This window comes from Cupriavidus taiwanensis (genome assembly GCF_900249755.1).
GTDB classification, from domain to species: Bacteria; Pseudomonadota; Gammaproteobacteria; order Burkholderiales; family Burkholderiaceae; genus Cupriavidus; species Cupriavidus taiwanensis_D.
In genome coordinates this window covers 97,633-121,932 of sequence record NZ_LT976853.1, presented here as the reverse complement: position 1 = coordinate 121,932, position 24,300 = coordinate 97,633, and the positions used below count along the sequence as shown (strand labels likewise).

The 24,300-nt window shown below is 68.8% G+C and carries 16 protein-coding genes and 2 riboswitches; of the genes, 7 read left to right on the top strand and 9 right to left on the bottom strand.

Annotated features, from left to right (window positions below; translation table 11 throughout):
* Positions 1–104: 104 nt before the first annotated feature.
* From putA to CBM2594_RS00560, 5 genes are all read left to right on the top strand, one after another.
* Positions 105–4,088 (top strand): trifunctional transcriptional regulator/proline dehydrogenase/L-glutamate gamma-semialdehyde dehydrogenase, encoded by a 3,984-nt coding sequence (gene putA, locus CBM2594_RS00580; RefSeq protein WP_116355136.1) that lies wholly within the window; start codon positions 105–107, stop codon positions 4,086–4,088.
* Between the two features lie 168 nt (positions 4,089–4,256).
* Entirely contained in the window at positions 4,257–5,408 is a 1,152-nt protein-coding gene (locus CBM2594_RS00575; RefSeq protein WP_116355135.1) for a branched-chain amino acid ABC transporter substrate-binding protein, read from the top strand.
* A 150-nt stretch (positions 5,409–5,558) separates the two neighbouring features.
* Positions 5,559–7,532 carry a tetratricopeptide repeat protein gene (locus tag CBM2594_RS00570; protein ID WP_116355134.1) on the top strand — a complete coding sequence of 658 codons (1,974 nt, stop codon included), beginning with the start codon at positions 5,559–5,561 and terminating at the stop codon, positions 7,530–7,532.
* A 166-nt stretch (positions 7,533–7,698) separates the two neighbouring features.
* Positions 7,699–8,925, top strand: coding sequence for a cation:proton antiporter (locus CBM2594_RS00565; protein WP_116355133.1), 1,227 nt, complete (start codon positions 7,699–7,701; stop codon positions 8,923–8,925).
* Positions 8,925–10,040, top strand: coding sequence for a YbdK family carboxylate-amine ligase (locus CBM2594_RS00560; RefSeq protein ID WP_116355132.1), 1,116 nt, complete (start codon positions 8,925–8,927; stop codon positions 10,038–10,040). The genes CBM2594_RS00565 and CBM2594_RS00560 overlap by 1 nt, the downstream gene beginning before the upstream one ends.
* Before the next feature lie 18 nt (positions 10,041–10,058).
* Here the strand turns inward: CBM2594_RS00560 and CBM2594_RS00555 are convergent, their stop codons facing one another.
* The 8 genes from CBM2594_RS00555 to CBM2594_RS00520 form a co-directional block, all read right to left on the bottom strand.
* Positions 10,059–10,904, bottom strand: coding sequence for an alpha/beta hydrolase (locus CBM2594_RS00555; protein WP_116357635.1), 846 nt, complete (start codon positions 10,902–10,904; stop codon positions 10,059–10,061).
* Positions 10,905–10,923: 19 nt separating this feature from the next.
* Positions 10,924–11,397, bottom strand: coding sequence for an OsmC family protein (locus CBM2594_RS00550; RefSeq protein ID WP_116355131.1), 474 nt, complete (start codon positions 11,395–11,397; stop codon positions 10,924–10,926).
* Between the two features lie 27 nt (positions 11,398–11,424).
* Positions 11,425–12,162 (bottom strand): MBL fold metallo-hydrolase, encoded by a 738-nt coding sequence (locus tag CBM2594_RS00545; RefSeq protein WP_116355130.1) that lies wholly within the window; start codon positions 12,160–12,162, stop codon positions 11,425–11,427.
* A gap of 55 nt (positions 12,163–12,217) precedes the next feature.
* Complete coding sequence (locus CBM2594_RS00540; protein ID WP_116355129.1) at positions 12,218–13,594, bottom strand: L-serine ammonia-lyase; 1,377 nt, start codon at positions 13,592–13,594, stop codon at positions 12,218–12,220.
* A gap of 92 nt (positions 13,595–13,686) precedes the next feature.
* Positions 13,687–16,617 carry an aminomethyl-transferring glycine dehydrogenase gene (gcvP, locus tag CBM2594_RS00535; protein WP_116355128.1) on the bottom strand — a complete coding sequence of 977 codons (2,931 nt, stop codon included), beginning with the start codon at positions 16,615–16,617 and terminating at the stop codon, positions 13,687–13,689.
* Positions 16,618–16,714: 97 nt separating this feature from the next.
* On the bottom strand, positions 16,715–17,095 hold the full coding sequence (gcvH, locus tag CBM2594_RS00530; protein ID WP_010812169.1) for a glycine cleavage system protein GcvH: 381 nt from the start codon (positions 17,093–17,095) through the stop codon (positions 16,715–16,717).
* A gap of 99 nt (positions 17,096–17,194) precedes the next feature.
* Positions 17,195–18,322: a glycine cleavage system aminomethyltransferase GcvT gene (gene gcvT, locus CBM2594_RS00525; protein ID WP_116355127.1), complete on the bottom strand. Its 1,128-nt coding sequence runs from the start codon at positions 18,320–18,322 to the stop codon at positions 17,195–17,197.
* Positions 18,323–18,417: 95 nt separating this feature from the next.
* Positions 18,418–18,541, bottom strand: a riboswitch (glycine riboswitch).
* Positions 18,542–18,562: 21 nt separating this feature from the next.
* A riboswitch (glycine riboswitch) is annotated at positions 18,563–18,650 on the bottom strand.
* Between the two features lie 97 nt (positions 18,651–18,747).
* A complete protein-coding gene (locus tag CBM2594_RS00520) occupies positions 18,748–18,975 on the bottom strand; it encodes a glycine zipper 2TM domain-containing protein (RefSeq protein ID WP_012354259.1) in 228 nt (75 codons plus the stop codon).
* A gap of 273 nt (positions 18,976–19,248) precedes the next feature.
* Here CBM2594_RS00520 and CBM2594_RS00515 point away from each other — a divergent pair, with 273 nt between their 5' ends.
* Together CBM2594_RS00515 and hemN are read left to right on the top strand one after the other, a co-directional pair.
* On the top strand, positions 19,249–21,363 hold the full coding sequence (locus tag CBM2594_RS00515; protein WP_116355126.1) for a UvrD-helicase domain-containing protein: 2,115 nt from the start codon (positions 19,249–19,251) through the stop codon (positions 21,361–21,363).
* 240 nt (positions 21,364–21,603) lie between these two features.
* Entirely contained in the window at positions 21,604–23,076 is a 1,473-nt protein-coding gene (gene hemN, locus CBM2594_RS00510) for an oxygen-independent coproporphyrinogen III oxidase (protein ID WP_116355125.1), read from the top strand.
* An 82-nt stretch (positions 23,077–23,158) separates the two neighbouring features.
* On the opposite strand, the gene CBM2594_RS00505 is transcribed toward hemN, so the two are convergent.
* The gene (locus CBM2594_RS00505; RefSeq protein ID WP_116355124.1) at positions 23,159–24,061 is read right to left on the bottom strand and encodes a c-type cytochrome; all 903 of its coding nucleotides are present in this window, start codon (positions 24,059–24,061) and stop codon (positions 23,159–23,161) included.
* Between the last annotated feature and the right edge of the window lie 239 nt (positions 24,062–24,300).

Sequence of the window (24,300 nt, the reverse complement as noted above, 5' to 3'; positions counted from 1 at the left end):
AGATCGCGCCAGCTCACAGGCTGCGGCCGGTCGCGCGCCCCTGCCTGTCGGCACGGACGAGGTAGCACCGGCGGCAGCTCCAGTCTTTCGGAGAATTGCCCGCAATGGCCACCACTACCCTTGGCGTCAAGCTCGACGATGCCTCGCGCGACCGCCTCAAGCGCGTCGCCCAATCCATCGACCGCACCCCGCACTGGCTGATCAAGCAGGCGATCTTCAGCTACCTCGAGCAGATCGAGCGCGGCCACCTGCCGTACGACGCCGGCACTGCCAGCGCCGAAGGCGAGGGCAGCGACGGCACCGAGCTGGTCCATGGCGACGCCGCGCCGCAGCCCTTCCTGGAATTTGCGCAGAGCATCCAGCCGCAGTCGGTGCTGCGCGCAGCCATCACTTCGGCCTATCGGCGTCCGGAAACCGATTGCGTGCCGGTGCTGCTGGAGCAGGCGCGCCTGCCGCAACACCAGGCCGAGGCCGCGATCAAGATGGCCAAGGCACTGGCCACGCGGCTGCGCGAGCAGAAGGTCGGCACCGGCCGCGAAGGCCTGGTGCAGGGACTGATCCAGGAATTCTCGCTGTCGTCGCAGGAAGGCGTGGCGCTGATGTGCCTGGCCGAGGCGCTGCTGCGCATTCCCGACAAGGCCACGCGCGACGCGCTGATCCGCGACAAGATCAGCGGCGCAAACTGGCAGTCGCACCTGGGCCAGAGCCCGTCGCTGTTCGTCAACGCCGCCACCTGGGGCCTGCTGCTGACCGGCAAGCTGGTCGCCACCCATACCGAATCGGGCCTGACCAAGGCGCTCACGCGCATCATCGGCAAGGGCGGCGAGCCGCTGATCCGCAAGGGCGTGGACATGGCGATGCGGCTGATGGGCGAGCAGTTCGTCACCGGCGAGACCATCTCCGAGGCGCTGGCCAACGCGCGCAAGTATGAGGCCGAGGGCTTCCGCTACTCCTACGACATGCTGGGCGAGGCCGCGATGACCGAGGCCGATGCCGCGCGCTACCTGGCGTCGTACGAGCAGGCCATCCATGCCATCGGCCAGGCCTCGCGCGGGCGCGGCATCTATGAGGGCCCGGGCATCTCGATCAAGCTGTCGGCGCTGCACCCGCGCTACAGCCGCGCGCAGCATGAGCGCGTGGTGACCGAGCTGTACGAGCGCCTGAAGTCGCTGACGCTGCTGGCGCGCCAGTACGACATCGGCATCAATATCGACGCCGAGGAAGCCGACCGCCTGGAGATCTCGCTGGACCTGCTCGAGCGCCTGTGCTTCGAGCCCGAGCTGGCCGGCTGGAACGGCATCGGCTTCGTCGTGCAGGGCTACCAGAAGCGCTGCCCGTTCGTGATCGACTACCTGATCGACCTGGCGCGCCGCAGCCGCCATCGCCTGATGATCCGCCTGGTCAAGGGCGCCTACTGGGACAGCGAGATCAAGCGCGCCCAGGTGGAAGGGCTGGAAGGCTATCCGGTCTATACGCGCAAGGTCTACACCGACGTGTCGTACATCGCCTGCGCGCGCAAGCTGCTGTCGGTGCCGGACGCGATCTACCCGCAGTTCGCCACGCACAACGCGCACACGCTGTCGGCGATCTACCAGATCGCCGGCCACAGCTACTACCCCGGCCAGTACGAATTCCAGTGCCTGCACGGCATGGGCGAGCCGCTGTACGACCAGGTGGTGGGGCCCACCGCCGACGGCAAGTTCAACCGCCCGTGCCGCATCTACGCACCGGTCGGCACGCATGAAACGCTGCTGGCCTACCTGGTGCGCCGGCTGCTGGAGAACGGCGCCAACACCTCGTTCGTCAACCGCATCGCCGACGACACCATCTCGCTGGACGAGCTGGTCGCCGATCCGGTGGCCGTGGTCGAGGCCATGCACCGCGACGAAGGCGTGCTGGGCCTGCCGCACCCGCGCATTCCGTCGCCGCGCAGGCTGTATGGCAAGAGCCGGCCCAACTCGGCCGGCATCGACCTGGCGAATGAACACCGCCTTGCATCGCTGTCATCGGCGCTGCTGGCCGGCACCAGCGAGCGCTATGTCGCCGAGCCGATGCTGGGTGCCGACGTGCCGCGCGCCGCCGACGCCCTCACCAGCCCGGTGCTGAACCCGGCCGACCACCGCGACGTGGTGGGTCATGTCACCGAGGCCAGCCAGGCCGACGTCGACGCCGCGCTGCAGGCCGCGGTCAATGCCGCGCCGATCTGGCAGGCGACGCCGCCTGACGTGCGCGCCGCCGCGCTGGAACGTGCCGCCGACCTGATGGAAGCCCAGATGCAGTCGCTGATGGGCATCATCATGCGCGAGGCTGGCAAGACCTTCTCCAACGCCATCGCCGAGGTGCGCGAGGCGGTGGACTTCCTGCGCTACTACGCGGCCGAGGTGCGCCGCGGCTTCGACAATGAAACCCATCGCCCGCTGGGCCCGGTGGTCTGCATCAGCCCGTGGAACTTCCCGCTGGCGATCTTCACCGGCCAGGTGGCCGCCGCGCTGGCCGCCGGCAACCCGGTGCTGGCCAAGCCCGCCGAGCAGACCCCGCTGATCGCCGCCGCCGCGGTGCGCCTGCTGCGCGAAGCGGGCGTGCCGGCCGGCGCGGTGCAGCTGCTGCCCGGCCGCGGCGAGACCGTTGGCGCCGCGCTGGTGGGCGACGCCCGCGTCAAGGGCGTGATGTTCACCGGCTCGACCGAAGTCGCGCGCATCCTGCAGCGCAACGTTGCCGGGCGCCTGGACGCCGCCGGCCGCCCGATCCCGCTGATCGCCGAAACCGGCGGCCAGAACGCGATGATCGTCGACTCGTCGGCGCTGGCCGAGCAGGTGGTCGGCGACGTGGTCAACTCCGCCTTCGACTCCGCCGGCCAGCGCTGCTCGGCGCTGCGCGTGCTGTGCCTGCAGGAGGACGTGGCCGACCGCGTGCTGGAAATGCTCAAGGGCGCGATGCAGGAACTGACCATGGGCAACCCGGACCGGCTGTCGACCGATGTCGGCCCGGTGATCGACGAAGACGCGCGCGCCGGCATCGCGCGCCATATCGATGCGATGCGCGCCAAGGGCCGCCGCGTCCACCAGGCCGACCCCAACGCCGCGCAGGGCGCCAGCTGCCGCCATGGCACCTTCGTGCCGCCGACGCTGATTGAACTGGACAGCATCGAGGAACTCAAGCGCGAGGTATTCGGCCCGGTGCTGCACGTGGTGCGTTTCCCGCGCGCGGCGCTGGACACCATGGTCAGCCAAATCAACGGCACCGGCTATGGGCTGACGCTGGGCATCCATACCCGCATCGACGAGACCATCTCGTTTATCGTCAGCCGGGCCCAGGTGGGCAACCTGTATGTGAACCGCAATATCGTCGGCGCGGTGGTGGGGGTGCAGCCGTTCGGTGGCGAGGCGCTGTCGGGCACCGGCCCCAAGGCGGGCGGCCCGCTCTACCTGCACCGGCTGCTTTCGGTCTGTCCGCAGGACGCGGTGGCGCGCAGCGTGCGCGCGGCCGATGTCAACGCCGGCGCGGGCGGCGCGCAGACGGTGGGCCCGGACGATGAAGCCGTGCGCGCCGCGGAGGCATTCCGCGACTGGGCGCGCCGCGAGCTGCCGGAAGTCGCGGCCGCATGCGAGCGCTTCGCCGAGGCCTCGGCCTCGGGCCTGGCGGTGACGCTGGCGGGCCCCACCGGCGAGCGCAACACCTACACCCTGCTGCCGCGCGAGCGCGTGCTGTGCCTGGCCGCGCAGGAGGCCGACCTGGCCCTGCAGCTGGGCGCCGTGCTGACGGTCGGCGCCGAGGCGGTATGGCAGGAAAACCCGGTCGGCCGGGGGCTGTTTGCGCGCCTGCCTAAGGGCGTACAATCGCGCGTCCGCATGGTGGCCGACTGGACCGCGGCGGACACGGCAATCGATGCGGTGCTGCACCACGGCGATTCGGACCAGCTGCGCACGGTCTGCGAGCAGGTGGCGGCGCGGCCCGGTCCGATCATCGGCGTGCAGGGCCTGGCGCAGGGGGAACGGAATATCGCGCTGGACCGCCTGCTGATCGAGCGCTCGCTCTCGGTCAACACCGCAGCCGCGGGCGGCAATGCCAGTTTGATGACGATCGGCTGAGGGCACTCTCGGACGGCGTCATGTCGAAGCGCGCGGCGGTGGCGGCGATCCTGCCCCGGCGCGCAGACAAGCACGGCGCGGCTCTGCCAGGCCGCGCCGCGATACCACTGCCGGTAACGACACCACATCGGCACCACATCGGCACCATTTGGGACCCAAGGAGATCTGATGAGCTCGACATTCCACAAGACGGCAATGACCGTTGCCCTGACCCTGGCCGGCCTGACCGCCGCCTCCGCCGCGTTCGCGCAGGCGCAGGAAATCAAGCTGGGCTTTGCCGGCCCGATGACCGGCGGCCAGGCGCAGTACGGCAAGGACATGCAGAACGGCATCGTCCTCGCGATCGAGGACATGAACGCCACCAAGCCCAAGATCGGCGGCAAGGAAGTCAAGTTCGTGCTGGTCTCCGAAGACGACCAGGCCGACCCGAAGACCGGCTCGGTGGTCGCGCAGAAGCTGGTCGATAACGGCATCCAGGGCATGCTGGGCCATTTCAACTCCGGCACCACCATCCCGGCGTCGATGGTCTACAACCGCGCCGGCATTCCGCAGATCGCCATGGCGACCGCGCCGGAATACACCAAGCAGGGCTTCAAGACCACCTTCCGCATGATGACCTCCGACACCCAGCAGGGTTCGGTGATCGGCGCCTTCGTGGTGAAGAAGCTGGGCGCGAAGAACATCGCCATCGTCGATGACCGCACCGCCTACGGCCAGGGCCTGGCCGACGAGTTCGAGAAGGCCGCCAAGGCCGCCGGCGGCAAGATCGTGCGCCGCGAGTTCACCAACGACAAGGCGGTGGACTTCAAGGCCGTGCTGACCAATATCAAGCGCAGCAACCCGGACGTCATCTTCTACGGCGGCGCCGAGACCCAGTCCGCGCCGATGGCCAAGCAGGTCAGGGAACTGGGCATCAAGGCCCCGCTGGTGTCGGGTGAAATGTCCAAGACCGACAACTTCCTGAAGCTTGCCGGCCCCGCCGCGGAAGGCACCGTGGTATCGCTGGCCGGCCTGCCGCTGGACCAGATGCCCGGCGGCGCCGCGTATGAGAAGAAGTACGAGAAGCGCTTCGGCACCAAGGTGCAGACCTACTCGCCGTACGCCTACGACGGCGCCACCGCGATGATGACGGCGATGGTCAAGGCCGGCTCGACCGATCCGGCGCGCTACCTGCCGGTGCTGGCCGCCACCAACATGCAGGGCGTGACCACCAAGACGCTGGCGTATGACGCGCGCGGCGACCTGAAGGATGGTGGTATCACCGTCTACAAGGTGGTGGGTGGCAAGTGGACGGTGCTGGAGACGGTTGGCGGGAAGTAAGTTGCTGGCCGCTTCTGGCTGATCGGAAAACGCTGCCTTCGGGTGGCGTTTTTCTTTTGGGACGCCTGGCGCCTGCCCAAACCAAATCCCAATTTCCGCCATTGGCGCATAATCCCGCACTCGCACTTTTTCATTCCATAGGAGCAGTACGTGTCCGAGCAGGAAGCCAGCTACGACCACGCCATCGGGCTAGCCAACCAGGGGCGCTTTGCCGAAGCGCTGCAGATCGCCGACCAGTTGTCGCTGGCGCGCCCCGAGGTGGTGGATTTCGTCACGCTGCGGGCGCGGCTGCACTTCGACAACGGCGACGCCAATGCCGCGCTGGCGGTGCTGGACGAGGCGCTGGCGCGGCTCGATACGCTGCCGCTGCAGCCGCCGCACCGCTGGGTCTCGCGCGGGGTGATCGCGCACCGCTACGGCGCCATGCTGATGAGCCTTGGCCGCGATGCCGAGGCGCGCCCGTGGCTGCATGAGGCGGCGCAGCGCAGCGGCCTGCTGACCGGCGAATGGGCCGCGCACTTCCACGCCGGCCTGGCGGCGCTGCGGCTGGGCGACATGGCCGGCGCCGCGCGCTACTGGTACGACCTGATGGTGCGCAACCCCGACCTGGGCGCCGACGATATCGCGCCGCTGGTGGCCGACTACATCGCGCGCACCGAGGCCGCCGGCGTGCCGGCGGAGCCGCTGATGCGCGTGTGCCTGGGCCGGGTCGCGCTGGACAACCCGCATCTGCTGCAACTCGACGCCGCCGCCGGCGATGCCGTTGCCGCCGACCAGGCCGCGCGCGTGCTGGCTGGGCATCCGGACCACCCCGAGGCGCGCCGGCTGCGCGCGCCGCTGCGCCATGGCGTCGGTGACGTGCAGGGCGCGGTCGAAGACCTCGGCGTCTACCTGCGCCAGGTCCCCGACCCGCAGAGCCAGGTACGCGAACTGGCCTGGCGCCACCAGCTGGCGCAGCGCGAGGCAGGCACCGCGGGCACCGCCTCCGCCGACCGCGAGCCGTGGCTGCGCTTTACCCTGACCGACCAGTCCGACGACGGCGCCGGCTACTACCGCGCCGCGATGGCGCTGGGCGAGTTCATCGACGATGTGCCGGCCGCCGAGGCCGCGCTGCGTCCGCTGCTGGTCCAGGCCGGGCGCGCGGGCGTGGCGCGCTTCGACCAGTACTTTGCCACTGGCCAGGGCGATGCCGCCGGCCATGGCGGCAATGCCGACCCCCATGTCTATTCGCTGCTGTGCCGGCTGCTGGCGCGCAGCCTGCCGGCCGACGCCGCGCATGCGGACGAGCGCATCGCGCTGCACCGCCAGGGCATGGCCGCCAGCGAGTTCATCGAGCACTGGATCGACCTGCTCGATTGCCACGCCGACGCGGGCCAGCACCAGAAGGTGGCGGAGCTGGCGGGCGAGGTGCTCAACCGCTACCCGCTCGAGCGCAACCCGGCCGACGTGACGTGGGCCTTCAGCCGCATGATCGCCGCCTGGAAGGCCATGGGCGGCGCCGAGCCGACCGAGGCCGCGCGCGCCGCGATGGCGCACATGGACGCGCGCCTGGACGCGCTGCCGGTGGAAGCCCGCAGCGAGGCCGCGCACCCGATGGCGCATGCGCGCGCGCACTATGCCGCGCTGCTGCAGGCGCGCATGGCCGGCATGGACGAGCACGACCGCACCGATGCGCTGGCCGAGATCGAGACCCAGCAGCGCCGCGCGCTGCTGGTGGAAGATGCGTGGCTGTTCAACCGCTTCGGCCAGGTCTGGCGCGAGCTGGGCGAGCCCGAGCGCGCGCTGCCGCTGTTCGAGCAGGCGGTGGCGCTGACCGAGGGCGACCCGCACGACCAGGCCGGCGCGCGCGTGCAGCGCGGCCTGGTGCACAACGCCGCGCGCCGCCACGATGCCGCGCTGGCGGATTTCGTCGCCGCCTTCGCGGCACGTGACGACTGGGACGCCGAGGTCTACCTGCGCGCGGTGCAGTCCGCACTCGGCCAGGGCTTGCGCGAAGCCGCGCTCGGCTACTTCGAGCAGGCGCGTGCCCGCGGTGCCGCGCAGGGCGCCACGCGCACCTTGTACGGGCAGGTCGAGGCGGCATTGAAGGCCACCCGTCCGGTGTGGAAGATGTGGGGCGTCTGAAACGTCTCTCGCGCCGCGCGAATCGGCTGAAGATGTAAGGAATGTAAAAAACGCCATCCGCAGATGGCGTTTTTTACGCGCAGATGACCGAAATAAGGCGCGCGTTTGGTGCGGTGTCGGACAATCACTGACATGGATTGTGAAGTGCTTACATTACCATGTCGCCATGAATGGACTGAGCCAACTTTTTCCTAGCCTCCCGCTCGCGCCCGGCGGCCTCTTCTGGGTCGGACTGGCCCTGGTCGGCGCCGGCCTGGCCGGCGAGCTGAGCCGGCGCTGGCTGCGCTGCCCGCGCATCGTCGGCTACGCCGCGGCGGGGCTGTGCGCCGGCATGCTGGGCCGCGGCATCGTCGACGAGAACATGATCAACCAGACCCGTATCCTGATCGATATGGCGCTGGCACTGGCCCTGTTCGAACTCGGGCATCGACTCTCGCTGACCTGGCTGCGCGCCAACCGCTGGCTGCTGCTGACCAGCGCCTTCGAAAGCCTGCTGACCTGGGGGCTGGTGGCGGCGGTGCTGCAGTGGATGGGCGCCTCGCCGGGCGTGGCCATCCTGGCCGGCGGCATCGCGGTCAGCACCTCGCCCACCATCGTGCTGCAGTTGAAGAACGAACTTCGCGCCGACGGGCAGGTCACCGAGCGGCTGATGGCGATGGCCGCGCTCAACAGCATCTACGCCGCCGCCATCGTGCAGGTCGCCACCGGCTGGCTGCATTCGGAATACGGCAACCTGGGCGCCGCGCTGCTGCATCCGCTGTACCTGCTGGTGGGTTCGTGCCTGCTGGCGTGGGTGGTGGGCAAGCTCGGGCACGCCATCTATGACCGCATGTCGGCCGACGACCACTACAGCTTCCTGGTGCTGGTGGGGCTGGTGCTGTTCACGCTGGCGCTGACCCGGGTACTAAAATTGTCGATGCCGCTGACGCTGATGCTCGCCGGCGTGGTGTTCAAGCACCAGGACAACCAGCCGCATGTGTGGCCGCCGCACTTCGGCAGCGCCGGCAGCCTGCTGATCATCGTGATGGTGGTGTCGCTGGGCCTGCCGCTGACGGCGCAGGACTGGGCCGTGGGCGGCGTCTACGCCATTGCGCTGGTGGTGCTGCGCCATGTGGCCAAGCTGGCCGGGGTGGTGTCGCTGGGCTCGTTCTCGGGGCTGAGCCTGCGCCAGTGCATGGCGCTGGGGCTGGCGCTGGCGCCCATGTCAGGCCTGGCCTACCTGCTGATGCATGACGTCGCGCGCCTCTACCCGGGCACCGGGCAACCGCTGGCCGCCATCATCCTGTGCGCGCTGGCCATCGAACAACTTTTCGGCCCCGTGATCGCGGCCTGGGCGCTGCGCTATGCAGGCGAAGTCCGCGTCGATATCCGGGCCAATGGAGGAGGGCGCTGATGTCGCTCGAACCGTTCAAGCACTCCGAGGCACTGACCTTCGGCGTCGAGCTGGAGCTGCAGCTGGTCAACCGGCATGACTATGACCTGGCCCCGTTCGCGCCCGACCTGCTGCGCGCGCTCAAGGGCGCCGAGCATGCCGGCGACATCAAGCCCGAGATCAGCCCGTCGATGATCGAGATCAGCACCGGCATCTGCCACAGCTACCAGCAGGCGCTGGAAGAACTGACCGTGATGCGCGACCTGATGGTGCAGGCGTCGCGCTCGCTGAACCTGGGCATCGCTGGCGGCGGCACGCATCCGTTCCAGCAGTGGTCCGACCGCACCATCTCGGATTCGCCGCGCTACCAGTACATCTCGGAGCTGTACGGCTACCTGGCCAAGCAGTTCACCGTGTTCGGCCAGCACGTGCATATCGGCTGCCCCAGCGCCGACGAATCGCTGTTCCTGCTGCACGCCATCGGCCGCTATGTGCCGCACTTCGTCGCGCTGGCGGCATCGTCCCCCTATGTGCAAGGGGTCGATACCGGCTTTGCCTCGGCCCGGCTGAATTCGGTCGCGGCCTTCCCGATGAGCGGGCGCGCGCCGTTCCTGCTGACGTGGGACGCCTTCACCGCGTACTTCGAGAAAATGCGCAATACCGGCGTGATCGAAAGCATGAAGGACTTCTATTGGGATATCCGCCCCAAGCCGGAGTTCGGCACCATCGAGGTCCGCGTGATGGACACGCCGCTGACGGTGCAGCGCGCCTGCGATATCGCCGCGTATATCCAGATGCTGGCGCGCTACCTGCTGCTGTCGCGCCCGTTCATGCCGCAGGAAGACGACTACCTGGTGTACACCTTCAACCGCTTCCAGGCCTGCCGCTTCGGGCTGGAGGGCGAGTACGTGCATCCCAACGAGCTGACCCGCATGCCGATCGCCGACCACATCCTGTCGATCTGCGACGCGCTGGTGCCGCATGCCGAGGCCCTCGGCTCGCTCGAGGCGCTGGCCAATATCCGCGCGCTGGCCGAGCGCCGCGACGGCGACGCCCGCTGGCTGCGCCAGGTCGATGCGGACGCGCGCAGCCAGCGCGAAACCGTGCGCAAGGCCTGCGACCGCTGGGCCGCCTGAGACCGCATCAGGGATTCTTCAGCGCGGCGGCCGCGGCAGCAGGAAGTCCAGCGCTTCGCGCCACCAGCCGGCATCGACATGTGCGGTCCAGTCGTTGTGCCCGGCGCCGTCGATCACCGCCAGGCGCCGCGGCTCGCCCAGCGACGCATGCAACGCCTCGCCGTAGCGCGCCGGCACGATGGTGTCGCGCGCCGCCACCGCCACCATCACCGGGCGACCCAAGCCAGCAAGGTTGGCGACGCTGTCGTAGCGATCGCGCAGCACCCAGCCGGCCGGCAGCCAGGGATAGTGGTGCGACGCCAGGTGCGCCAGCTTGTCCCACGGCGTGATCAGCAGCACCCCGGCAACGTTGTCGCGCTGGCGCGCGGCCGCGGCGGCCGCCACGCCTGCCCCAAGCGATTCCCCGATCAGCAGCAGCGGCCCGTCGAACTGGCGCCGCGCCAGCGCTATCGATTGCTCCGCATCGGCGACGAAGCTGCGCTCGCCCAGCGTGCCGGTGCGCGGACCATAGCCCGGGTATTCGGCCAGGATCACGCGGATCCCCAGCGGCGCCAGCGCACGGGCGTAGTAGCCGCGATGCCCGGCATGACCGGCGTTGCCGTGAAACACCATGGCGGTGGCCCGCACCGGCCCGGGCGGCTCGGCCACCAGGCCGCGGAAGTCGTCCGGACCGGGCCAGGCGCGCAGTCCGGGCGAGACCATGTCGTCGACCGGCGCGCGTTCGGGGAAATAGAGAAAGTGGTCTTGCAGCATGGCGATCGCGGCGATTCCCGCCAGCGCTGCGGCCAGCCAGCGCCACAGGCGCGCCCGCGTGGTCCGTGAAGCCGACAGTGCCGTTGCGGTGGACAGGGCGCGGGCGGGCATGGCCATGTGCCGGGCGCGGCTAGGCGTCGGCGTAGACCGGTTCGCAGCGCACTTCGGTCCTGACCGAGTTGGCGATAAAGCAGGCCTCGTGCGCGGCGTGGTGCAGGGCATCGAGCTGTTCGCGCGTGGGTTCGCGCTCGCCGCTGAAGGTGACCTGCGGGCGCAGCGTTACCACCGTCATCGCCATGCGGCCGTCTGCGTTCTTTTCCATCACGCCGGTGGCCGCGTCGAGGTAGCGCTCGACGACAAAGCGTTGCTTCGCCGCCAGCGACAGGAACCACAGCATGTGGCAGCTGGACAGCGAGGCGATGAACATCTCCTCCGGGTCGACCGCGCCGGGGTCGGACATCGGCAGCGGCACCACGTGGGGCGACGACGAGCCCAGCACTTCGGCGCCGCCGTCGAAGCGCAGCACATGCCGGCGGCTGTAGCGGTTGCCGGCAAAATCCTGCCCGTCGCGTTCCCACAGAACTTCAGCGGTGTATGTGGACATGCAAAGACTCCTAACGTTAGGAAAACCTCAGGCGCCGTGCGGCACGCTTTCGCCGTCGCGCAGGCCCAGGCGCTGGTTGGCCGGCACGGCGACATCGATCATCTTCGGCCGCGGCAGGTTCAGGTTGCGCATCATCTCGACGAACTGTTCGCGCGTGCGGCCCGCGACGCGGCTGTTATGCGCGCGTTCATGGCCGATGGTGGAGACGGTGCGGCCCTTGTAGTCATGGGCCGGGTAGACCAGCGTGTCGTCGGGCAGCGCGAACAGCTTGCGGGTCAGGCTGTCGTACAGCGTGCCGGCGTCGCCGGACTGGAAATCGGTGCGGCCGCAGCCGTCGATCAGCAGCGCGTCGCCGGTAAAGACGCGGCGCACGATGCCGTCGGCAGTGGCTTCTTCCCACAGGTAGCTCATGCTGCCGGCGGTATGCCCGGGCGTATGGATGGCACGCAGCACCTGCTTGCCGAAGGCGACGGTGTCGCCGTCGATCAACTGCTTCTGCGCGGGCTTGATGTCGCAGCCGGACGGCGCCGCGGTATGCGCGCCGGTCTGCAGGGCGAGGTGGCCGGCCGAGGTGATGTGGTCGGCATGGGCATGGGTCTCGATCACCCAGGCCAGCCGCGCGCCGGTCTGCTGCAGCAGCGCCAGGTCGCGCTCGAACTGGTGGTCGACCGGATCGATCAGCAGCGCGTCCCCGGTGGCGGCGTCGATCAGCAAATAGGTGAAGGTGGACGAGGTCTCGTCGAACAGCTGGTGGAAGGTCTGCATGGCCGTCCTCTTGTTGTTTGGCCGGGGAACGCCGCCATGATACGCCGCACCCGCGCTAGCACTCCACGATATTCACCGCCAGGCCGCCGCGCGCCGTTTCCTTGTACTTGGTCTTCATGTCGGCGCCGGTTTCGCGCATGGTCTTGATCACCGAATCGAGCGACACGTAGTGCGTGCCGTCGCCGCGCAGCGCCATGCGCGCCGCGTTGACCGCCTTGACCGAGGCCATCGCGTTGCGCTCGATGCAGGGAATCTGCACCAGCCCGCCGACCGGGTCGCAGGTCAGGCCCAGGTTGTGCTCCATGCCGATCTCGGCGGCATTCTCCACCTGAGCCGGGCTGCCCCCCGTGACCGCGGCGAGTGCGCCGGCCGCCATCGAGCACGCCACGCCGACTTCGCCCTGGCAGCCGACCTCGGCGCCGGAGATCGACGCGTTGAGCTTGTACAGCAGCCCGATCGCGCCCGCGGTCAGCAGGAAGTCGACCACGCCCTCGCGGTTTGCGCCAGGCACGAAGCGGTCGTAGTAGTGCAGCACCGCGGGGATGATGCCGGCCGCGCCGTTGGTCGGTGCCGTGACCACGCGCCCGCCGGCGGCGTTCTCTTCATTGACGGCGATCGCGTACAGGTTGACCCAGTCCATCACCGACAGCGGATCCGACAGCGTGCGCTCGGCGCGCTCGGTCAGGCTGCGGTACAGTTCGGGCGCGCGCCGCTTCACCCTGAACGGGCCCGGCAGTTCGCCGTCGGTGCGGCAGCCGCGCGCGACGCACGCCTGCATCACGTCCCAGATATGCAGCAGGCCGTTGACCACGTCTGCCTCGCTACGCCAGGTCAGTTCGTTTTCCATCATCAAGCGGGCGATGCTCTTGCCGCTTGCGCTGGCCATTCCCAGCAGTTCCTTGCCGCTGCGGAACGGGTGCGGCAACTGCTGCGCGGCGTTGAGCACCTGCGTATTGGGCGCGCCGGCGGTGACCACGAAGCCGCCGCCGACCGACAGGTAGCGCGCCTCGCGCAGCGTCGCGCCACCCGCATCGAAGGCGTGGAACTTCATGCCGTTGGGGTGCTCGGCCATGGCCTCGCGCCGGTAGAAGGCGATGTGCTCCTTCTCGACGAAGGGCACCAGGTGGCGGCCCAGCAGCGACAGTTCGCGCGTCTGGCGCAGGGCCGCCAGGCGCGTGTCGATGGAATCCGGGTCGATGGTGTCGGGCGCCTCGCCCATCAGGCCCAGGATCACGCCCTTGTCGGTGCCGTGGCCCTTGCCGGTGGCGCCGAGCGAGCCGTACAGCTCCACCCGCACGCTGGCGACTTGCGGCAGCAGCCCGTCGCGCTCCAGTCCCTGCGCGAACATCAGCGCCGCGCGCATCGGCCCCACGGTGTGCGAGCTCGACGGGCCGATGCCCACCTTGAACAGATCGAAAACGCTGACTGCCACGGACGGCCTCCAGTTTGACGCCGGACCATGCCGGCGGGCGCCGCGTTGCGCGGCGCCCTGAGTACAGCTTAGCTTGTGGCCGGGTTGCCGGCTCAGTCCACCACGTAATCGCTGACCGGCACGCAGGCGCAGAACAGGTTGCGGTCGCCGTACACGTTGTCGGCGCGGCCGACCGGCGGCCAGTACTTCTGCGTGCGCAGCGACGCCACCGGGTAGGCGGCTTCCTCGCGCGTGTACTGGTGGGTCCACTCGTTGGCGGAAACCACCGCGGCGGTGTGCGGCGCGTGCTTGAGCGGGTTGTCGTCGCGGTCGAAAGTACCGTCGGCGACGCGGCCGATTTCCTGGCGGATCGCGATCATCGCGTCGATAAAGCGGTCCAGCTCGTGCAGCGCCTCGCTCTCGGTCGGCTCGATCATCAGCGTGCCGGGCACCGGGAAGCTCATGGTGGGGGCGTGGAAGCCGTAGTCCATCAGGCGCTTGGCCACGTCTTCGTTGCTGATGCCGGTTTCCTTCTGCAGCGGGCGCAGGTCCAGAATGCACTCGTGCGCGACCAGGTCGTGCTGGCCGGTGTACAGCACCGGGTAGTACGGCGCCAGGCGCTTGGCGACATAGTTGGCGGCCAGGATCGCGTTCTCGGTCGCGCCGGTCAGGCCGGCCGAGCCCATCATCGCGATATACATCCACGAGATCGGCAGGATGCTGGCCGAGCCGAACGGCGCCGCCGACACGCCGCCGATGCCGCGCTCGTCGCGCCGGTAGCCGACGCTGTCCTGGTTGGGGAGGAAGTCCGCCAGGTGCGCGCCGACCGCGACCGGGCCCACGCCCGGGCCGCCACCGCCGTGCGGAATGCAGAAGGTCTTGTGCAGGTTCAGGTGCGACACGTCGCCGCCGAACTGCCCCGGCGCGGCGGTGCCGACCATCGCGTTCATGTTGGCGCCATCCACGTACACCTGGCCGCCGTGCTGGTGCACGATCTCGCAGATCTGCTGCACGCCCGGCTCGAACACGCCGTGCGTCGACGGGTAGGTGATCATGATCGCAGCCAGGTTCTTGCTGTGCTGCTCGGCCTTCTTCGCCAGGTCTTCCAGGTCGACGTTGCCGTTTTCGTCGCAGGCCACCACCACCACCTTCATGCCGGCCATCTGCGCCGACGCCGGGTTGGTGCCGTGCGCCGACGACGGGATCAGGCAGATGTCGCGATGGCTCTCGCCGCGGCTGGCGTGGTAGGCGTGGATGATCAGCAGGCCGGCATACTCGCCCTGCGAGCCGGCGTTGGGCTGCAGGCTGACCGCGGCGTAGCCCGTGGCCGCGCACAGCATGGCCTCGAGCTGGTCGATCATCTCGCGGTAGCCGACGGTCTGGTCCAGCGGCGCGAACGGGTGGATCTGGCTGAACTCGGGCCAGGTCACCGGGATCATCTCGCTGGTGGCATTCAGCTTCATCGTGCACGAGCCCAGCGGGATCATGGTGCGGTCCAGCGCCAGGTCCTTGTCGGCCAGCATGCGCAGGTAGCGCAGCATCTCGTGCTCGGCGTGGTGCGTGTTGAAGACGGGGTGCGTCAAGTACTGGCTGCTGCGCGCCAGCGCCGGCGGGAAGGCATCCTGCACGGCGGCCTCGAGCTTGTCGAAGTCCACCTCGGCGGGCAGCGGCTTGCCTTGCGTAAAGATCTCCCACAGCGCGATCACGTCGGCGCGGGTGGCGGTCTCGTCCAGCGAGATGCCGACGCGCGTGGCGCCGGCATGGCGCAGGTTGATGCCGCGCGCGGTGGCGGCGGCGTGGATGGCATCGGTATTGAAGCCGGTTTCCAGCGTCAGCGTGTCGAAGAAGCTGGCGTTGGTGCGCGCAAAGCCCAGCGCCTGCAGGCCGGCGGCCAGCGTCGCGGTCAGGCGATGCACGCGCTGCGCAATGCGCTTGAGGCCCTGCGGGCCGTGGTAGACCGCATACATCGACGCCATCACCGCCAGCAGCACCTGCGCGGTACAGATGTTGGAGGTGGCCTTCTCGCGGCGGATATGCTGCTCGCGCGTCTGCAGCGCCAGCCGGTAGGCCTTGTTGCCCTGCGCATCGATGGTCACGCCGACCAGCCGGCCCGGCATCGAGCGCTTGAACGCGTCCTTCACCGCCATGTAGCCGGCGTGCGGGCCGCCGAAGCCCAGCGGCACGCCGAAGCGCTGCGAGTTGCCCACCGCCACGTCGGCGCCCCATTCGCCCGGCGCGGCGATCAGCGTCAGCGCCAGCAGGTCGGCGGCAGCGACCACCAGGCCGCCGGCGGCGTGCACGGCGTCGGCGATGGCGCGGTAGTCATTGATGTCGCCGTTCACGCCCGGATACTGCAGCAGCACGCCGAAGGCGCCCGCGGCGGCGGCGTCGGCGGCGGGGCCGACCTTCACTTCGATGCCCAGCGGCAGCGCGCGCGTGCGCACCACTTCCAGCGTCTGCGGCAGCACGTCGTCGGCGACGAAGAAGATATTCGAATCGTGCTTGTTCACGCGCTGCAGCAGCGTCATCGCCTCGGCCGCGGCGGTGCCTTCGTCGAGCATCGACGCATTGGCGATATCCAGCCCGGTCAGGTCGGTGACCATCTGCTGGAAGTTCAGCATCGCTTCGAGCCGGCCCTGCGAGATCTCGGGCTGGTACGGCGTGTAGGCAGTGTACCAGGCCGGATTCTCGAAGATATTGCGCAGGATGACGCCGGGCGTGATGGTGTTGAAGTAGCCCTGGCCGATAAAGCTCTTCAGCACCTTGTTCTTGCGTGCCAGTCCGCGCAGCTTCGCCAGCGCCGCTTCCTCGCTCAGCGGCTCGGTGAACTCGCCCATCGGCATGCCGTCGCGGCGGCGGATGGCGGCGGGGATGACGGCGTCGATCAGCGCGGCGCGGCTGTCATAGCCGAGCACCTTCAGCATGTGCTGCTGTTCCGGGGTATCGGGGCCGATATGGCGGGCGGCGAAGGCGTCGCGCGCCTCCAGTTCGGCCAGCGTGGGCCGGTTTGCTTGGGCGGCGGTCATGGGAAGCGGGGCGTTCATTGGCAAGAACCTCGTGGGGGCGCAGAAGCAGGTGGTCAGCCGTGCTGCTGCGCTTCAATTTCGCTTGTCGTTCCCGCGCAGGCGGGAACGACGAGAATCAGGCGCCGACGCTGGCCTTGTACGCGTCGGCCGACATCAGGCCGTTGACGTCGTCGCCGTTGGCCGGCTTGAGCTTGAACAGCCACGCGTCGAAGGCGTCGGCGTTGACGCTTTCCGGCGCGGCCGTTGCGGCCTCGTTCACGGCGATCACTTCGCCGGCCACCGGGGCGTAGATGTCGGACGCGGCCTTCACCGATTCCACCACGGCCAGCGCGTCGCCGGCACCGACCGACTTGCCCACTTCGGGCAGTTCCAGGAAGACGATGTCGCCCAGCGCGTCCTGGGCGTGGTCGGTGATGCCGATCGTGAGCGTGCCGTCGGCTTCGACGCGCACCCACTCATGCGACTCGGTGTACTTGAGGTCAGCGGGGAAATTCATGAAGGTTCTCCGGATTCAGATCTGTTTCTTGTTGGGTGATGCCTGCCCGGCAACGCTGCCGGCAGGCGAGGGCGACCGTTGGGTGAGCGGGGCGTGCCCTTAGCTCACGAGTGCCTTGCCATGACGCACAAACGGCAGTTTAACCACAGTCGCGTTGAGTTTGCGGTCGCGGATGGCCACCTGCACGGTGTCGCCCACGTTCACGCCCTTGGGCAGGCGCGCGAACGCGATCGATTGCGACAGCGAGGGGCTGAAGGTGCCGCTGGTGATTTCACCGTCACCGGCGGGGGTGATGACTTTCTGGTGGGCGCGCAGCACGCCGCCCTTGTCTCGCAGGATCAGGCCGAGGAACTGTTGCTGCTGCCCCTGGGCCGCCAGCGCCGCCTTGCCGGTGAAGTCGCGCTCGCTCTGCAGGTCGACGGTCCACGCCAGGCCCGCATCCAGCGGCGAGACCTTGATATCCATATCCTGGCCGTACAGGTTCATGCCGGCTTCCAGGCGCAGCGTGTCGCGCGCGCCCAGGCCGGCCGGGCGCACGCCCGCGGCATTGAGCTTTTCCCACAGGCCGGCGACGCTCGCGGCCGGCACCACCAGTTCGAAGCCGTCCTCGCCGGTGTAGCCGGTACGCGCCACCATCACTTCGCCGAGGGCCGGGTCCTGCACCACCACCGCGTTGAACGGCTTGAGCGCATCGGCAGGCTGGGTCGACGGGAAGGTGCTCCACACCTTGGCGCGCGCGTTGGGCCCCTGCACCGCGACGATCGCAAGCGGTTCCACACCTTCGGGTGCGACATCTTCACGGCGCGGCGTGATGGTCACGCCGCTGCCGGTGGCGTCGTTGCGGGCGCGGATCCAGTCGATATCGCCCACCGCGGTGCCGGCGTTGACCACCAGGCGGAAGCGGTCCTCGGCGAAGAAATAGACGATCAGGTCGTCGATGACGCCGCCGTTCTCGTCGAGCATGCAGGAATAGAGCGCCTTGCCGGGCGTCTGCAGCTTGTCGACATTGTTGGCCAGCAGGCCGCGCAGGAAGCTGTGGGTATTGGCGCCGGCGAGGTCGACCACGCACATGTGCGAGACGTCGAACATGCCCGCATCGTTGCGCACGGCGTGGTGCTCTTCGATCTGCGAGCCATAGTTGACCGGCATGTCCCAGCCGCCGAAGTCGACCATGCGGGCGCCGAGGGCGCGGTGGATAGCGTTGAGGGGCGTGGCCTGGAGCGTCATGGGATCCTCGGGGCAGTCTCGGTTGGCGAAAACGAAAAAAGGGTCATCCGCCGCAACGATCGCTACGCCAATATGGCAAGCAATCCGCTGCGGCGGATGACCCCTCTGTCCTCGATACCTGAGAGATTACGAGACGGATCCGTGGGATCCCATCCTCGCGCGCCCCTTCGGTGGGCACGCTCGCACGAATGGCGGGTGCCGCTCTCCAGAGTGCGGCATGCATCGTGTGCATGTTGCATGCCGATCCTACCGGTCCGTGGTGCCTGAGAGTTTTCGGGTGATACCCCTTCGGCGGCGCAGGCGATGCGCGCTCTCCCGGTTGGATGCGCGCAATGTACGGGAGGCCCCGGCCTTTGTCAAACCACGGCAGAGGCCTGCCGTACCCACCGCTGCGGGGCCGGGCTGCTTCCCGCCGGCTTCCCGGTTTACTTCTTCTTGTCGTCGGTGACGACGTTGCCGATCACGCCGCCCACTGCCGCGCCGCCCAGCGTGCCGAGCGCGCTGCCGTCGGTCAGCACGGCGCCGCCCACCGCGCCGGCACCGGCACCAATGGCGGTATTACGTTGTTTCGGGGTCATGTCCGCGCAACCCGCGAAGGCCGCGACCGTCATGCCGATCAGGGTCACCTTGGTCAAAGTTTGCAGGGTTTTCATTGCTGGCTCCGATGTGATGATTCGTGCATGCCCATGCAGCCCGGCGGGCCGGGGGACACACTGGTTAGAGCGTCGCGTTATGCCAATGGCTCCGCTCTTTACGAAGTGTTACGCCGGTGACACAAGCCAGGCCCGTGGTCGCGGATTTTGCTGACTGACCTGCCATGGCGCGCGTGTTAACATCGGCAGCTTTGCCGCGTTCCCGCCGACGGGATGCCGGCAAATCCCGCCCGTTTCGTTCGATTCCGCTGCCGCCCCCAACGCCCGCCCCGCATGACCCATGGCCTGAACCCCGCCCAATCCGAAGCCGTCCGCTACCTGGACGGGCCTTGCCTGGTGCTGGCTGGCGCGGGCTCTGGGAAGACCCGGGTGATCACGCAGAAGATCGCGCATCTGATCGAGGACAAGGGCTTCGAGCCGCGCCATATCGCCGCCGTCACCTTCACCAACAAGGCGGCCAAGGAAATGCAGGAGCGCATCGCCAAGCTGATGGAGGGCAAGACCACGCGCGAGGGCAAGCGCATCCCGCTCAGGCAGCTGACGGTCTGCACCTTCCACTCGCTGGGCGTGCAGATCCTGCGCATGGAGGCCGAGCGCGTCGGCCTGAAGCCGCAGTTCTCGATCATGGATTCGGACGACTGCTTCGGCCTGATCCAGGAGCAGCTCGGCACCACCGACAAGAAGCTGATCCGCGGCGTGCAAAGCACCATCTCGCTGTGGAAGAACGGCATGGTCGATCCGGAGGCCGCGATCGCGCAGGCCGCCAATGCCGACGAGCACCAGGCCGCGCTGGTCTACCACAACTATGTGGCCACGCTGCACGCCTACCAGGCAGTGGATTTCGACGACCTGATCCGCCTGCCGGCGGAACTGTTCGCGCGCGATGAAGCGGTACGGCTGAAATGGCAGAACCGCCTGCGCTACTTCCTGGTCGACGAATACCAGGACACCAACGCCTGCCAGTACCAGCTGCTCAAGCTGCTGGCCGGCGGCTCGCACCTGCGCGCGCCGGCCTTCACCGCGGTGGGCGACGACGACCAGGCCATCTATGGCTGGCGCGGCGCCACGCTGGACAACCTGCGCGGGCTGCAGACCGACTTCCCCGACCTGAAGGTGATCAAGCTGGAGCAGAACTACCGCTCCACCGTGCGCATCCTGGAAGCAGCCAACGCCGTCATCGCCAACAACCCCAAGCTGTTCGACAAGAAGCTGTGGAGCGAGCACGGCATGGGCGACCCCATCGCCATCCACCCGATGAACGACGAGGAGCACGAGGCCGAGTCGGTGGTGTTCCGCCTGTCCGCGCACAAGTTCGAGCGCCGCGCGCAGTTCCGCGACTACGCCATCCTGTACCGCGGCAACCACCAGGCGCGGCTGTTCGAGCAGATCCTGCGGCGCGAACGCATCCCCTACGTGCTGTCGGGCGGCCAGAGCTTCTTCGACAAGGCCGAGATCAAGGACATCTGCGCCTACCTGCGCCTGATCGCCAATCCCGACGACGATCCCGCCTTTATCCGCGCCATCACCACGCCGCGGCGCGGGGTGGGCAACACCACGCTCGAAGTGCTGGGCACCTTCGCCGGCCAGGCCAAGGTGTCGCTGTTCGAGGCGGCGATGATGGGCGGCATCGAAGGCAAGCTGCAGCCGCGCCAGCTGGAACCGCTGCGCGTGTTCTGCGAATCGATGGTGCGGCTGGCCGACCGCGCGGCGAAGGATCCGGCCACCGAGGTGCTCGATGACCTGATGGCCGGCATCCACTACGAGGCCTACCTGTACGACAGCTTCGACGAACGGCAGGCGCAGTCGCGCTGGACCAATACGCTGGAATTCCTCGACTGGCTCAAGCGCAAGGGCACCAAGCCCGAGGGCGCGCAAGGCGCGGAAGGCGAGGGGGCCACCGGCTTCGACACCGCCGACGGCTTCGGCAGCGAAGGCAAGAACCTGCTCGAACTGACGCAGACCGTGGCGCTGATGAGCATGCTGGAAGGGCGCGAGGAAGACCCGGACGCGGTGCGGCTGTCCACGCTGCATGCGTCCAAGGGGCTGGAGTATCCGCATGTGTTCCTGGTCGGCGTGGAGGAGGGCATCCTGCCCCACTGCCGCGAGGACGAGGACATGAGCGACGACAAGATCGAGGAAGAGCGGCGCCTGATGTATGTGGGCATCACGCGTGCGCAGCGCAGCCTGCATGTCAGCTGGTGCAAGAAGCGCAAGCGTGCGCGCGAGACCTATTCGTGCCAGCCGTCGCGCTTTATCGGCGAGATGAAGCTGGAAGAGGCGCCCGCGCCGGTCGACGCGACCCCGGCGATGAGCCCGAAGGACCGCCTCGGCGCGCTCAAGGCGCTGCTCGGGAATGGTGGCAGCGGCGGCAAGGCGGCCGCGGGCTGAGCCGCTGCGGCGGTGTCATGGAGGTCTGGCGGGAAATCGACACGGCGGTGAGGGTAAAGGATCTCGTTCGCGCGCGGTGGCACGCAGCGTACCCGGCACCTGTGACGCCGATGTGACGTACGCGCGCATGCCGGCCCGCGGCGAGGGCGGTGGCTCAGGCCGCGGCTTGACGGCGGTCAAGCTGCTGGCGCCGGCCCGGTCCTACGATGGCGTGTCGCACACCCATTCCCCCGCGCCCCCATGAACCCGTCCGCCATGACTTCCCCCGCGCTCGACCGCCGCGCGCTTTCCGACTTCCGCGCGCTCGCCGGGCGCATCGACGGCAACGGTCCGCGCTACACCTCGTACCCGACCGCGGACCGCTTCCTCAACGGTCCCGACCTGTCGCTGTACCACGACGCGCTGGACGCGTGCCGCAGCGCCGCGCCGGCGCCGTTGTCGCTGTACCTGCATATCCCGTTCTGCGAGAACATCTGCTACTACTGCGGCTGCAACAAGATCATCACCCGCGACCACGGCCGCAGCGCGCGCTACGTCGGCTACCTGGGGCGCGAGATGGCGCTGGTGGCCGAGCGGCTCGGTACGCGCCGGCAGGTGGTCCAGTCGCACTGGGGCGGCGGCACGCCAACCTTCCTGAATTCGGAAGAAATGCGTCGGGTGATGGCGCTGCTGAACACGCATTTCACGCTGGCGGCCGATGGCGAGCACTCGATCGAGATCGACCCGCGCCGCGTCGACCCGGACCGCATGGCGCTGCTCGCCGAACTCGGCTTCAACCGCGTCAGCCTGGGCGTGCAGGATTTCGATGCCGAGGTCCAGCAGGCCATCCACCGCATCCAGCCGTTCGCAGAGACCCGCGCCGTGGTCGACGCCGCGCGCGCGCTCGGCTTCCGCTCGGTCAGCCTGGACCTGATCTACGGCCTGCCGCACCAGACCGCGGCACGCTTTGGCCGCACCATCGACCAGGTGCTGGCGCTGCGTCCCGACCGGCTTTCAGTCTACAGCTACGCCCACCTGCCGCATGTGTTCAAGCCGCAGCGCCGCATCGACGAAAGCGCCTTGCCGCCGGCCGGCGAGAAGCTCGACATCCTGGTCTCGACCATCGAGCGGCTCACCGCCGAGGGCTACGTCTATATCGGCATGGACCACTTCGCGCTGCCGGACGACGACCTGGCCGTGGCCCAGCGCGAGGGCCGGCTGCAGCGCAATTTCCAGGGCTATTCGACGCACGCCGGCTACGACCAGGTCGGGCTCGGCATCTCCGCCATCGGCGCGATCGCGGGCCGCTACGTGCAGAACGCGCGCACGCTCGACGACTACTACGGGGCGCTCGACCAGGGCCGCCTGCCGCTGGCGCGCGGCGTGTCGATGACGGCCGACGACCACCTGCGGCGCGAGCTGATCGGCGACCTGATGTGCCATGGCGTGCTCGACCTCCCGCGCATCGAGGCGCGGCATGGCATCGATTTCCAGCGCACGTTTGCCGCGGAGCTGGCCGAGCTGGGCCACCTGTCCGCGGACGGACTGGTGCACTGCCAACCCGGCCGCATCACCGTGACGCCGCTGGGCCGTCTGCTGGTGCGCCGCGTGGCGATGGTGTTCGACCGCTACCTGCGCGACGACGCCGCCCGGCCCGTCGACAATGGCGCGCGCGCCGCCAACGATGGCGCCCAGCCGATCCGCATGGTGCCCCGCTACTCGCGCGTGGTGTAGGCGCGCAACGCCGGCCCGCGCCGGCGGCACGAAAAAAAACCCGCGCCTGATGCGCGGGTTTTTTTGTCAGGGCTGGGCCGGCTTACTTGGCGGCGTTGGCCATGTAGTCCGACGCGGCGATCACGTCGGCGTCCGGGCCGGCATAGCCGCCCTTGGGCGGCATCACGCCCTTGCCCTTGAGCGCGAAGTTGTGGACCGCGTCCATGCCTTCCTTCAGGCGCGGCGCCCAGGCGGCCTTGTCGCCGAACTTGGGCGCACCGGCCACGCCGGCGGCGTGGCAGGCGGCGCAGACTTGCTCGTAGACCTTCTTGCCCACTTCGGCCGAGGCAGCGGCCGGCGCGGCCGGAGCAGCAGCGGCGGCCGGTGCGGGCGCGGCAGCGGCTGCCGGAGCCGCCGGCGCGGCAGGGGCGGGCGCTGCCGCAGCAGCGGGAGCGGCATCCGGGGCAGCGGCCGTGGTCGGCGCGGCTGCGGCCGGGGCGGCCGGCTCGGGGAACTTGGCGCCGCCGGCGTCGGCCATGTAGACCACCGCGCGGGCCAGTTCGTAATCGGTGTAGTCGTCAGGCGTGCTGCCGGCGCGCGGCGGCATCGCGCCCTTGCCGTTGAGCACCGACTTCATCAGGCCTTCGAAGCCCTGGCCGATGCGCGCGGTCCAGTCGGCCGCGGTACCGTACTTGGGCGCACCCGCCGCGCCGGTGGCGTGGCAGGCGGCGCAGATTTCCTTGTAGACCTGCTCGCCGGTCTTGAACACGCGCGGCGCGTTGGGATCCTTGATTTCGAGCGAGGCGACCGGCTTGATGCGGTCGTTGACGGCTTCGGCGGTGGTGGTCGCGCCGGCGCTTTCGGTCGAGCCGTGTCCGACGAAGTTGACCAGCAGGATGATCACGATGATCGGCACCAGGAACGCCGCGATCACGACTGCGATCAACTGCTTCGGGGTTTTGATGGGAGACTCGTGCTCGGGGTGTTCGTTGTGGACGTCGCTCATACAGAACTCTCAGTTTTGCAGGAAACCTTCTGGCCGCTTACGCTCGGCTTGCTTTTTCTGGCCCTGGTGTGGCCCTTCGCTGACCACTATCCGGCCCCATCCGGACCGCCCGCGCTCCCCTGCGGCCCTTGCCTGACTTGGGTCTGTTGCCATTTGCGTGCCTCGGACTGTCTCCCGGACCGGGGCCCGATTGTCGCTCACAACCAGCCGCCCGGATTTGACCCCGGTCGACTCGCTGC

Bases quoted from the DNA above. Each gene is read 5' to 3' on its own strand.
- putA (WP_116355136.1), top strand. From the start codon at position 105: ATGGCCACCACTACCCTTGGCGTCAAGCTCGACGATGCCTCGCGCGAC.
- CBM2594_RS00575 (WP_116355135.1), top strand. From the start codon at position 4,257: ATGAGCTCGACATTCCACAAGACGGCAATGACCGTTGCCCTGACCCTG.
- CBM2594_RS00565 (WP_116355133.1), top strand. From the start codon at position 7,699: ATGAATGGACTGAGCCAACTTTTTCCTAGCCTCCCGCTCGCGCCCGGC.
- CBM2594_RS00560 (WP_116355132.1), top strand. From the start codon at position 8,925: ATGTCGCTCGAACCGTTCAAGCACTCCGAGGCACTGACCTTCGGCGTC.
- CBM2594_RS00555 (WP_116357635.1), bottom strand. From the start codon at position 10,904: ATGCCCGCCCGCGCCCTGTCCACCGCAACGGCACTGTCGGCTTCACGG.
- CBM2594_RS00550 (WP_116355131.1), bottom strand. From the start codon at position 11,397: ATGTCCACATACACCGCTGAAGTTCTGTGGGAACGCGACGGGCAGGAT.
- CBM2594_RS00545 (WP_116355130.1), bottom strand. From the start codon at position 12,162: ATGCAGACCTTCCACCAGCTGTTCGACGAGACCTCGTCCACCTTCACC.
- gcvP (WP_116355128.1), bottom strand. From the start codon at position 16,617: ATGAACGCCCCGCTTCCCATGACCGCCGCCCAAGCAAACCGGCCCACG.
- gcvH (WP_010812169.1), bottom strand. From the start codon at position 17,095: ATGAATTTCCCCGCTGACCTCAAGTACACCGAGTCGCATGAGTGGGTG.
- gcvT (WP_116355127.1), bottom strand. From the start codon at position 18,322: ATGACGCTCCAGGCCACGCCCCTCAACGCTATCCACCGCGCCCTCGGC.
- CBM2594_RS00520 (WP_012354259.1), bottom strand. From the start codon at position 18,975: ATGAAAACCCTGCAAACTTTGACCAAGGTGACCCTGATCGGCATGACG.
- CBM2594_RS00515 (WP_116355126.1), top strand. From the start codon at position 19,249: ATGACCCATGGCCTGAACCCCGCCCAATCCGAAGCCGTCCGCTACCTG.
- hemN (WP_116355125.1), top strand. From the start codon at position 21,604: ATGAACCCGTCCGCCATGACTTCCCCCGCGCTCGACCGCCGCGCGCTT.
- CBM2594_RS00505 (WP_116355124.1), bottom strand. From the start codon at position 24,061: ATGAGCGACGTCCACAACGAACACCCCGAGCACGAGTCTCCCATCAAA.